Annotated in this window: 9 protein-coding genes; 4 read left to right on the plus strand and 5 right to left on the minus strand. The window is 47.0% G+C overall.

All coding sequences use genetic code 11. The features are described from left to right. The first annotated feature begins 359 nt into the window (after positions 1-359). The 4 genes from X474_RS14120 (at position 360) to X474_RS14135 (ending at position 6,427) form a co-directional block, all read left to right on the plus strand. Positions 360-1,157 (plus strand): IclR family transcriptional regulator, encoded by a 798-nt coding sequence (locus tag X474_RS14120; RefSeq protein WP_044349823.1) that lies wholly within the window; start codon positions 360-362, stop codon positions 1,155-1,157. Between the two features lie 338 nt (positions 1,158-1,495). Then, entirely contained in the window at positions 1,496-2,386 is an 891-nt protein-coding gene (locus X474_RS14125; RefSeq protein ID WP_052515220.1) for a transporter substrate-binding domain-containing protein, read from the plus strand. Between the two features lie 1,006 nt (positions 2,387-3,392). Further along, positions 3,393-5,219: an ATP-binding protein gene (locus X474_RS14130; protein WP_197282110.1), complete on the plus strand. Its 1,827-nt coding sequence runs from the start codon at positions 3,393-3,395 to the stop codon at positions 5,217-5,219. Beyond that, a complete protein-coding gene (locus tag X474_RS14135) occupies positions 5,216-6,427 on the plus strand; it encodes a response regulator (protein WP_082464373.1) in 1,212 nt (403 codons plus the stop codon). Before X474_RS14130 ends, X474_RS14135 begins: the two co-directional genes overlap by 4 nt. A 105-nt stretch (positions 6,428-6,532) precedes the next feature. Here the strand turns inward: X474_RS14135 and X474_RS14140 are convergent, their stop codons facing one another. The 5 genes from X474_RS14140 to X474_RS14165 form a co-directional block, all read right to left on the minus strand. Then, positions 6,533-7,360, minus strand: coding sequence for a prephenate dehydratase (locus X474_RS14140; protein ID WP_052515222.1), 828 nt, complete (start codon positions 7,358-7,360; stop codon positions 6,533-6,535). Between the two features lie 352 nt (positions 7,361-7,712). Continuing rightward, entirely contained in the window at positions 7,713-8,684 is a 972-nt protein-coding gene (locus tag X474_RS14150) for an ABC transporter ATP-binding protein (RefSeq protein ID WP_044349826.1), read from the minus strand. Between the two features lie 16 nt (positions 8,685-8,700). Next, positions 8,701-9,675 carry an ABC transporter ATP-binding protein gene (locus X474_RS14155; protein WP_044349827.1) on the minus strand — a complete coding sequence of 325 codons (975 nt, stop codon included), beginning with the start codon at positions 9,673-9,675 and terminating at the stop codon, positions 8,701-8,703. Positions 9,676-9,732: 57 nt separating this feature from the next. After that, positions 9,733-10,575, minus strand: a complete 843-nt coding sequence (locus X474_RS14160; protein WP_044349828.1) for an ABC transporter permease — start codon at positions 10,573-10,575, stop codon at positions 9,733-9,735. 13 nt (positions 10,576-10,588) lie between these two features. Continuing rightward, positions 10,589-11,506 (minus strand): ABC transporter permease, encoded by a 918-nt coding sequence (locus X474_RS14165; protein WP_331456625.1) that lies wholly within the window; start codon positions 11,504-11,506, stop codon positions 10,589-10,591. Between the last annotated feature and the right edge of the window lie 77 nt (positions 11,507-11,583).

Consider the following 11,583-nt stretch of genomic DNA (forward strand, 5'->3'; position numbering starts at 1 on the left):
CCGAGGATTATCAAGGGATAACTAAAAAGCACCCGCCCTGTCGGAGAAGGGCGGGTGCTTGAACACAATATTTTTTGTTTGAAAAAGACGACCCCGAACAAAGCGCTCAGAAAAGCCATGCATTTTCTATTTTATTGGGGAAATGGCTGACCGGCATGAATTAAAAGAAGCCGGGAAAACCTTTTCAACACCCTGCTTAAAAGCCGTCCCATGAAACTGAACTGCATTTTTAGTTACTGAAGAAAACGGAAATAAAGGTGTATTGGACTCAGACAAATCAAAAATCACCAGGTCAAATATTGCTCAATAATTCCCAGTTGACCTATCATAAAAACCATTAAGTCAACCAAGGAGTTCTGATGCAGGAAAGGCAACCTGATCGCGATTTTATAAACGCCTTGGCCAAAGGCTTGGACCTTATCATGACCTTTTCCAAGGCCAAACCTCTTTTAAGCCTTTCGGAGGTGGCAAAGGCAAACCAAATGAGTTTGCCCACTGCGAGACGATATCTCCACACCTTGAGTAAGCTTGGCTTTATTGTCCGAGACCACGAAACACTTTTGTTCCAGCTCACGCCCAAAGTGCTGCGCCTGGGAGCCTGGGTTCTGGACAGCATGGGGCTTAGGCAAAGGCTTTTGCCTTTTATGAATGCTATCACCAAGCAACTGGACATTACAACCCATTGCGCCATATTGGAGGGTTTGGACGTAGTAACTTTAGAACGCCTGCGTTCCCAGGACGTGGTTAATCTTGACTTGACTGCGGGTTCTCGACTCCCCTTGCATGCGACCAGTTTGGGCAAAGCCATCCTGGCTTTTGCGCCTTTGGAAAATAGGCGGGGCATTCTGGAAGAAATGGAATTTGTTCCCCTCACAGAACAGACAATCACCGATCGAGACACCTTTGAATCTGACCTTAAAGCGGCCCGGGAAAAAGGTTACGCTGTAGCGGATCAGGAACTTACCTTGGGTCTCAAAACACTCGCCAGCCCTGTTTTTGATGGCAGCGGCCAGGTTGAAGCATCGGTCGGAGTTTCATACCCCATAATCCGATCTGCCGAGCCGGGCCTAGAGAATTTGCTGATTAAAAAATTATTGGCAATCACTGAGCAGGCATCAGGGAAATTACCCAATGATTGGAAGATTAAAACTAAATAACGGTCTCTTAGGAACAACCCAGCCTCCCATGAAATTACTATTTTCAGGCTTGTTCAAGGGACCTTTTCCTGGACGAACAGCAGCGTCTTTGCCCGGCCTTCCCGCTTAAGTTACAAATATCAGTTTTTGAATTACCGATTATCAACTCCGCAAGATATTGAATCTTTTCTCTGAAAATTTATAAAACCGCATCTCCCGCCACTCACATTAGAGCATTAAAGACTGCTTCACAACGTGCATCTCTACCCCTTTTATGTATATCTGACTTGAAAACGCGATCTTTATCCCCATTAATACAATAAGTCATCCTATAATTAATCATAGGAAAGGGGATCTTTATGAAAACAATATCCTATTTTCAAAAAATATTACTCGGTCTTGTTTTGAGTATATTCTTTATCATTCCCTCACTTGCCGTACAGGCAAATACATTAGAAAGCATAAAGAAAAACAAAGAGTTACGTCACCTTGGGATTCCCTATGCTAATTTTGTCACCGGCACCGGAGACGGGCTCGACGTTGATTTGATGAAGCTTTTCGCCTCTCACCTGGGGGTGAAATACGTATATGTACAAACTGACTGGAAAAATGTAATCAGTGACTTAACCGGAAAAAAAGTAAAACCCCAGGGCGACGATATTCATATTTTAGGCGCCGCGCCTATAAAAGGAGATGTAATAGCAAACGGCCTCACTAAACTCCCCTGGAGAAAAAAAGTTTTAAACTTTTCAGATCCTACTTTCCCAACCCAGGTCTGGTTATTAGCCAGAGCTCATTCATCGATTAAGCCTATTAACCCAACTGGCAATATAAAACACGATATCCTTGCAACTAAAAATTTATTAAAAGGAAAAACCATCCTTGATAAACAGGGCACCTGCCTTGACGGCTGTCTTTATAACCTTAGCCAAGAAGGGGTGCAGTTAAAACATTTCCAAGGCGGGTTAAATGATATGGCCCCAGCCATTATCAATGGAGATGCCGAGTTAACCCTATTGGATGTACCCGACGCTCTGGTAGCCTTGGCCAAATGGCCTCAAAAATTAAAAGTTATTGGACCTCTTTCCCAAAAACAGGTAATGGGCGTCGGCTTTGCCCAAAATTCGCCTGCCCTTTTAAAGGCCTTTAACAACTTTTTAAGACAGCTCAAAAGCAGCGGTAAGTATCATGAAATGGTCAGAAAATACTATCCGTCCGTATTTGCCTTTTACCCCGAATTCCTTAAATGACATCAAAAGCCTAACCTAAGACCGGTTTTAGCTTAAGGCGGACATGAGTATAGCTATCCAAAAAGTGCCCTACAGGCTCATTTTGTATTTGTTATTTGGGATTGGCCTCATCATCATCCTTTCCTGGCTTATCCTCTCTCATTACCAGGCCCAGGTTGCTCTGCAAAAAGAACTTCAAAAAGAATTAATTCAGGATCTTAAACATTCAGATTTATTAGTCACTCACTTCTTTGAGAGCAGGCTGCGCGAAATTCAACTAATTGCCCAAGATCAATTTGTTACCAGCTATTTTGCAAACAAGGCTCTGGGAATGAGCCTGGAATATGGGCTCAGAGCCAGTCTTATACAAATTGAAAATCTTATAAAAAGAGTGAAAAATGATAAAGAAGCCAGATATTACGAAATTTATTCGGAACTGGCGGTTTTGGACTTTGAAAGCAATATTATCGCGGCCAATAATAATACTCATAAAGGCTACAAACATCTTCTCACAATAGAAAACAAGAGGCGCTTAGCAGAAACATTTAAAAGTAACCCCTTGATACAGCTATACAACTCCAAAATTTACATCATAAAATCCATTATACTCAAGGATAAAAATGTAGGATTTATCCTTGCCATAATCAATATCTGCCCTTGGTTTGAAGAAATAATATTGCGCAGCAGCACTAAAATTAAAGGAAGCATTATATTAGTCGGTTGTACCAAGGAAAGGGCAGAGGTTATTTGCGGCGACCCAAACCTCTCCTTACCTCAAGGATTAAGCGCCGTCTTGAATAGGGGGCCTCATAATGAGAAAATCAAATTCAACACCCCCCAAACCTACACTATAGCTCTACCGATAAGAAACACACCTGTTTATCTACTTTCCTTAAACACAAAAGGAAAGACGCCGACTACCCAACGTGTCACCCATATACTTTATTTTTTGTTGGGTCTTTTGCTTGTTTTTCTAAGTGGTCTTTCCTATCTGATCCGATCCGAAATCAAATCAGCCCGTCTTAAAATGAAGATGGCCACAGAGGAGCGAAACAAAAGGCTTTTGCTTGAAGGGCTGAACCGGAAATTAGACGCTGAGGTTCTCGAGCGAAGCAAGGCCCAAAAAAAACTTAAGGAAAAAAACAACCTCTTGGCCGGGGTAAACCAAGTGCTGCTTTTGGCTTTACGCAGTTCAAGCCTGTACGAAGTAGCCCAAGCCCATCTCAAGCTTGCCCAGGCCCGAACCAATAGCACCGTTGGTTTTGTCGGTTTGTACAAGGAACAAACAGAATTTGTCTTTCTGGCTATGGATGAATCGGTTGACGACACCTGCCGACTTTACTTGAATGATCTTAAAACGGCCCACGGTGACATGTCCAAGACTCCTTTACTACGAAAGGCTCTAACCAAAAAACAAATCATTCTTATAAATAACATGAGCAACTCCTCACCCAATCTGCCCGCAGGCCACCCTAAACTCGACTCCCTTATCTTAATTCCACTTGAGGTCAATCGCAGCTCCATTGTCTTGATAGCCTTGGGCAACAAACCCGGCGGTTACACCCAACAAGACAGCTACGACTTGGCGGAACTCTCCACTTTCTTTGTTACAGCCATTAACCAAAAGATCACAGAAAATGAACTGAAAGTAAGTGAAGAGCGCAACCGCACCTTGGTTGAATCCATTACCGAAGGTCTGATTGTTGTGAATCAGGACGCTCAACTGGATTATATAAACGATAACATGCTCGCCCTGTTGGGGTTGGATAGAGACCAGGCCGAAGGTTTTAAAATCTTTGATTTCCTGGACATAAGGAACGAAGAAAAACTGCGTAAGAAATGGCGGTCACGCAGGATCGGCATTGCCGAACCATATGAACTGACCTGGCAATCCGTAGATGGTTCGCCAATCCACACCATGGTTTATCCCAGACCCATTATTGGGCCCAAAGGAGAATTCTGCGGCTCCGTGGCCTTGATCACTGATCTGACCAAGCAAAAAGGCAAGGAAGCCCAAATTCTCCAGGCCCAAAAACTGGAGGCAATTGGACAGCTCGCCGCAGGAATAGCACATGAAATAAACACTCCAACCAATTATGTCTCTAATAACATTTTGTTTCTGCAAGACATTTTTCAAGATATTCTGGGCTTGATGCAAACCTGCAATAAAATCTGCGAGCAAGCGCCTCAAGTCGCGGAAGCCAACCCACAACTAAATGCCATAAAGCAGGCGACCAGGGAATATAACCTGGACTACATGCTTGACGAGGTGCCGAATGCCATAGCCGAGACCTTGGACGGTTTAAAGCACATAACCAAAATCGTTCAATCCATGAAGGAATTCGCTCATCCCAGCGCGGAATCACTCTCCAGCATAGATATCAATGAGGCCATAAAAAACACAGCCACAGTGGCCAAAAACGAATGGAAATATGTGGCTGAGCTGACCATGGACCTGGATCAGGATTTACCCAAAATATCCTGTCTGGCCGGGCAGATTAACCAGGTTTTGCTTAATATGATAGTGAACTCAGCTCAGGCCATTAGCCAAAAAAAAGAAGAAAATCCTGAATATAAAGGTGTAATACTTATCAGGACGGCCCGCATTAAAGACAATCTTCAGATAATCATCAAAGACAATGGCGAAGGTATCCCTGAGAACCTTCAAAAAAGGGTTTTTGAGCCCTTTTTCACCACCAAGGAACCTGGAAAGGGGACCGGGCAGGGACTTGCCATCAGCCATTCCATAATTGTTGAAAAACATAAAGGCGCCATAGTTCTGGAATCAAAACAGGGTGAAGGCGCTCAATTCACCATAACTCTGCCCCTGGAATTTGAGGATGGATCTTTATGATCAGCATATTGTTTGTCGACGACGAAGTAATGCTCCTCAACAGTCTCAGACGAATGCTCCGTTCCAAGTCGTCCAAGTGGAAGATGCATTTTATGGATAGCGGACCAAAAGCCCTGGAGCTTTTGAAAGACGAGCATATAGACATCATTGTCACTGACATGCGTATGCCGATGATGAGCGGTGCTGAATTATTAAAAGAGGTGCGGAAGCTTTACCCCCATATAAACAGAATCATTCTTTCGGGTCACGCTGATCAGGAAATTCTGATCAAGAGCACGCAGGTTGCCCATCAATATATTGCCAAGCCCATTGACAGTAAAAAGTTCATCCACATTCTGGAAAGGGCCGCCGACTTTATAGGCACTCTGACCAACCGGGGCATGATCTCTCTGGTCTCCAAGGTGGAAAGCATGCCCAGCCCCCCCGAAAATGTGCAACAGGTTCTAAATATAATCAACGATGAGACCTCATCCATAAAAGATGTGTCCGAGGTTGTTTCCAAGGATATGGGTATGACCTCCAACCTGCTCAAGATAGTCAACTCGGCCTTTTTCGGCATCCCCAGGAGAATAGCCGAAGCCAAGGACGCCATAGCCTTTTTGGGGCTGGATATCTTAAAGGCCTTGGTCCTGAGTGATCATCTTTTCGCTGTTTTTGACTTCAAAAAACTTAAAGGTTTTTCCTGCTCCATGCTTTGGGAACATTGTTTGCAGAGCGCATTTATAGCTAAAACGCTTATCAAGACCCACTCAGAAGACCAAAAAGAAATAGATAACACCTTTATTGCCGGAATGCTTCATGATGTGGGCAAATTGGTTTTGGGATACACACTTACAGAGGAATTCGAAAAAATCATACAAATCTCCCAAGCTGAAAACCGGGCTATCTACAAAGTGGAGATGGAGAGGCTGGGATTCACTCACGCTGAGGTCGGGACTTATTTCATTGGTCTTTGGGGAATGAGCCAGCAGTTGATAGAGGCGATCCGCTTTCACCACAGCCCGCAATCGGCACTGGAAACCGGTGACAAAGTGGTTATCGCCATTCTCCTGGCGGATTATTTTGAGCACCAGTTCAATGTCATTCATCCGGATTATGATCAGCCCCATATAGACATGGGTCTGTTAGATGACCTTGGTTTGTTGGACTACTTTAAAAATTGCCAAAAAATCGCAGAAGACTATTTCACCCAAAACAAGGAGGGGTAATAGGGCAGGGCCCAAAGCAACCGCTTGGCCTTGGAAGGCCTTAGGCCAAAAAACTTCTTAAAAGGAAGGAGCACTCCGGTTCCTCCTCTACCACAGAAGCCCCCTTCAACCGGAAAGACCTGCCACTTTATAGGAACCCAAATTTCTAAAACCCGGCCGCCTTTTTAAAAAACCTCGCAAAGGTTCTTCTTCTGCGTGGCCTGACACCTCAAACACATAGTAGTGACTGTCAATTCCCTGTCCGGTGGGGTGCTCGAAAATATTCAGTATTGAAATATCACTTTTAACCAGAAACGCCAGGGTGAAGGCCAAGTTACGATCCTTTATTTCAGCCAGCAAGGTGGTCTTATCCCTGCCCGAAGGGAGGGGTGTCCGCCTGCCCAAAACCACAAACCGGGTCAGGTTGTGCGGCCCTTTTTCTATTTCATCAGCCAATACCTTTAATCCGTAAATCCCAGCTGCTTCTCCGGGAGCCAGACAGGCCGCGTCTTTACATTCTCCGGCCTTAATAAGCCTTGCCGCCTCGGCAGTGGAAGAAGTCTCTTTCAGATCAAGGTGCGCAAAATTTTCTTTCAGGTAATTACGGGTTTCTTGAAAAGCCACCGGGTGGGAATAAATTATCTTGAGATCACTTGCCGCCACCCCAGGGCTAGCCAAAAGAGCGTAATAAATCAAACGGTTATATTCAGCTATCACCTTGACCTGCGAAAGCCCGATCAGACGCTCAAAATGCCTGCCAACCAAACCAGCCAGGGAAGTGCTGAGGGGGAGCAAAATATTCTCCGCCTCCCTTGTCTCATAGGCCGAAAAGAGCGCATCCAAATTAAGGGGAACGAGGCTGTGGTTGGGAAAAGTTGTAGAAAAATATTCCTTTGCCGCCAGGCTGCTGAAGGATCCCCTGGGCCCCAGATAGGCGGAAACAAATTCGCTCATAACAGGCTCCACTATAAAACCAACTCCCAAATAATAAAATAAGCTTCTCTAAACAGACTTGCCGCATAAATTAACCAAACTTTTTTAAAAACACATGGTTTTACCGGCCTGTTGAAAAATCGCTTCAGTTCCCGGGGAATACCCACCACCAAAAGCCTGTCCAATTCCCTATGCCGCCTTACGCATTTTCTCAGGGTGCTCATGGCCACCCGGAATACGATTCTTTTATAAGGCAAATAGTCAGAACAAGCCGGTTCCGACCTGCCCATTAAAAACGCCAAAGCCTTTTTAAAGGCTTTGGCGTTTTTAATGGGGGGGGGATGTGCCGTTATTTCGGCTTTTGGATTTGTTGCTAAATTTCCTGACTGAAATGACAGGCAGTGTAATGCCTGACGCCCACTTCCCTATACTCAGGCTCTTTTGTTTTACAGATATCCTGTGCCATGGGGCAACGGGTGTTAAAACGGCAACCTTCCGGCGGGTTCAAAGGTGAAGGGATGGTGCCTTTCAGGATTATCCGCTCTTTTTTGGCCCCCGGCCTGGGGATCGGTACACTGGAGAGCAGGGCTTTGGTGTAGGGATGCTTGGGATTGGTGTATAGCTCGTGCTTATCCGCAGTCTCCACGATCTTGCCCAGGTACATGACCGCTATCCGGTCGCTGACATGCCTGACCACGCTCAAATCGTGCGATATAAACAAATAAGTGAGGCTGAGCTCCCTTTGCAGGTTGCGCATCAGGTTCAGGATCTGGGCCTGAATGGAAACGTCTAAGGCGCTCACCGGCTCGTCGCAGATAATCAGGCTGGGGCGCAGGGCCAGGGCCCGGGCAAAGCCGATCCTCTGGCGCTGGCCGCCGCTGAATTCGTGGGGATATTTTTTCATCTGCTCGGCCCGGATGCCCACAATCTCAAGCAGCTTTTCAACCTCTTCCATTTCATGGCCCTTTTTCTCGTCATGAATGGTGAAGGCCTCTTTCAGCATCTGGCCAACGGTCATCCTGGGGTTCAGGCTGGCATAGGGATCCTGAAAGATAATCTGTATATCCTTGCGCAGATTACGCATTTGGGCAGAGTTGAAAGAGGTTATATCGCGGCCCCTGAAAATAACCTGGCCGGAAGTCGGCTCCAAAAGCCTTAAGACCACCCTGGCGGTGGTGCTTTTGCCGCATCCGGACTCACCGACCAAGCCCAAGGTCTCCCCCTGCTCGACAAAAAAACTGATGCCGTCAATGGCCTTGACATTGTTTACAGTTTTTCCGAGCAGACCTTTTTTAATAGGGAAGTATTTTCTTAAATCGTTAACTTGAAGTATTTTTTCTCTCATTTGAAACCCTTCCCTCTTACCAAAGGCTGGAGTACTTATAGCAGCGAACCTGTCTGTCGCCCGCCTGGTAAAGCTCGGGTTGTTCAGTTCGGCAAATATCTTTGGCATCTGGGCAGCGGGGATGAAAGCTACAGCCCTTTGGCATATTAAAGGGGCTCGGCACCATTCCCTTGATAACGTTAAGCTCTTCCTTTACGTCATCCAAAACCGGTATAGAGGCCAAAAGGCCTTCGGTATAAGGATGCAAGGGGGAATCGAAAATAGAGTTGACGTCGGCGTATTCAACCACCCTGCCCGCATAGATAACCAATACCTTATGCGCCATCTCGGCGATCACCCCCAAGTCATGGGTGATCATCATGATAGCGGTGTTGAACTTGCGTTGCAGCTCGTTCATCAGCTCCAGAATCTGAACCTGAATCGTCACATCAAGGGCGGTTGTGGGCTCATCGGCAATCAGTATCTCGGGATTGCAGGCGAGCGCCATGGCGATCATCACCCTCTGCCTCATACCGCCGGAGAGCTCATGAGGATAACATTTAAGCCTTTTTTCCGGCGAGGGGATCCCGGCCAAGGTAAGCATTTCTATACACTTGTCCCTGGTCTGGGCGGCATCCAGATCCTGGTGCAGCTTAATCACCTCGGAGATCTGGTTCCCCACGGTGTACAGGGGATTCAGCGAGGTCATGGGCTCCTGGAATATCATGGAGATCTCATTGCCTCTGATAGACTGCATCTCCTTATCGGTTTTTTTCAGGAGATCGGAGCCCTTGTACATTATGGTTCCGGATTCCACCTTGGCCGGTGGTTGGGGCAGAAGCCCCAAAATAGCCAAAGAGGAAACGCTTTTCCCGCAACCGGATTCACCCACTATGCCTAAAGTCTCACCTCTGTTCAGTGTGAAATCCACACCGTTCACCGCAAAGGCCACACCGTCTTCGGTTCGGAAGGAGACTTTTAAATCTTTTACTTCAAGAATTGAATTGCCCAATCCTTCTCACTCCTTATTTACCCAACAAAAAAAGCTCTCAAGGAATGGATACATTCACTAAGCATTCTTGAGTTTGGGATCAAGATAGTCTCTCAGCCAGTCGCCAAAGAGGTTAACCCCCAAAACAGCGATGGTAATGGCCAGTCCGGGTATAATGGCCAGCCAGGGAGAGGTGACAATATAAACCCTGCCCTCGGAAAGCATTCTTCCCCAGGTGGCCACATGAGCCGGGACCCCGAGCCCCAGGAAAGAGAGAGCCGCTTCCATCAGGATGATCCTTGCCATTTCAAGGGTGCCGATTACAATCGCCGGGCTGATCACGTTCGGCAGGATATGGCGGAACATGATCCTTATATCGCCCGCGCCCAATGAGCGGATGGCCTCAATGTATTCCATCTTCTTGACCGAGAGGATCTCTCCCCTGACCAGACGGGCGTAGCGCACCCAACTTGAAATGGCTGCCACCACAATAATGTTGAAAAGGCCCGGTCCTAAAACCGCCACAATGAATATGGCCAGAAGAATAAAGGGAAAGGCCAACTGAACATCGACAATTCGCATGATAATGTTGTCGACCTTCCCACCGTAAAAACCGCTTAAAGAGCCCAGGACAACCCCGATAAAACCTCCGGCCATAGTGCCCAGGAAGCCCACCAAAAGGGAAACCCGGCTACCGTAGATAAGTCGGCTCAAGATATCCCGACCCATGTTGTCCGTGCCGAGAATATGGTCCATGCTGCCCTTAAGCGTCCAGAAGGGGCCGATCAGGCGCTGGCTTATATCCTGATCATTGGGATTGTGAGGGGCTAAAATGCCTGCGGCCAGGGCAACCAGGAGCATAAGGCCGATGATTATCACCCCTATGAGCCCCCCCTTATTTCTTTTTAAATTATTCCACATAGATACGTCTCACTCAGTAGCTGACTCTGGGGTCGATGATTGAATACAGGATGTCAACAATGAGGTTGATGAGCACAAAGCCCAGGGCCATGACTATCACCACGGCCTCCACCACCATAAAATCGCGGTTGTGGATGGATTCCACGGCCAGGCGGCCAATGCCCGGCCAGGCAAAGACCGTCTCAGTGATCACAGCGCCGCCCAAAAGGGCTGCCACCTGCAAACCTAAAAGGGTCAGAACCGAGCTGATGGCGTTTTTAAATGCGTGTTTTATAACTACTACTTTCTGGCTGAGCCCCTTGGCCCGGGCCACCCGGATAAAGTCCTTGCCCATGATATCGATCATGCCGGATCGCAAAAGCCGGGTGATTGAAGCCGAGGTGAAGACACCAAGACAGAAAGCGGGCATGACAAGGTGCCAGAAGGTGCCTCTACCGGCAGTAGGAAGCCAGTGAAGCTCCACGGCAAAAAGCATAATCATCATAATGCCGAGCCAGAAAACCGGGATACACTGCCCCACAAGGGCGATTATCCTCACCAGCACGTCTGTTTTACTGTTCCTTTTGACCGCTGAGATAATGCCTGCCGGGATTCCCCAGATCAAGGCCATAAACAGGCTGGCCAAGGTCAGCTCCAAGGTGGCGGGCAGCCTTTCCAGGACCAGGTCCAGCGCCGGTTCATCATAATAATAGGAAGTTCCGAAATCCCCCACACACAGGCCTTTTAAAAAGCGTCCGTACTGTACAATTATCGGATCGTCAAATCCGTGGTCCGCTCGAAAGGCTGCTATATCATCCAGCGTGGCTGTGGGGGGAAGCATCAGCTCCACCGGATCGCCGGTGAGGTTCAGGACAAAGAACACCACCGCTGTGATCCCCAACAAAACTAACACAGCCTGCAGTAGCCTTTTTGTTATATAAGTTGCCATCATCTACCTTATGCAAAGCGCATGCGTGAAAATACAAACCTGTTTGCGAGAGTTTTTTTGAGTCCCTCTTAAGCGGCCCA

The organism is Dethiosulfatarculus sandiegensis, assembly GCF_000931935.2.
Lineage (GTDB): Bacteria > Desulfobacterota > Desulfarculia > Desulfarculales > Desulfarculaceae > Dethiosulfatarculus > Dethiosulfatarculus sandiegensis.

Coding starts and splice junctions, on each gene's coding strand:
- X474_RS14120 (WP_044349823.1), top strand. CDS start 360: ATGCAGGAAAGGCAACCTGATCGCGATTTTATAAACGCCTTGGCCAAA.
- X474_RS14125 (WP_052515220.1), top strand. CDS start 1,496: ATGAAAACAATATCCTATTTTCAAAAAATATTACTCGGTCTTGTTTTG.
- X474_RS14130 (WP_197282110.1), top strand. CDS start 3,393: ATGAAGATGGCCACAGAGGAGCGAAACAAAAGGCTTTTGCTTGAAGGG.
- X474_RS14135 (WP_082464373.1), top strand. CDS start 5,216: ATGATCAGCATATTGTTTGTCGACGACGAAGTAATGCTCCTCAACAGT.
- X474_RS14140 (WP_052515222.1), bottom strand. CDS start 7,360: ATGAGCGAATTTGTTTCCGCCTATCTGGGGCCCAGGGGATCCTTCAGC.
- X474_RS14150 (WP_044349826.1), bottom strand. CDS start 8,684: ATGAGAGAAAAAATACTTCAAGTTAACGATTTAAGAAAATACTTCCCT.
- X474_RS14160 (WP_044349828.1), bottom strand. CDS start 10,575: ATGTGGAATAATTTAAAAAGAAATAAGGGGGGGCTCATAGGGGTGATA.
- X474_RS14165 (WP_331456625.1), bottom strand. CDS start 11,506: ATGATGGCAACTTATATAACAAAAAGGCTACTGCAGGCTGTGTTAGTT.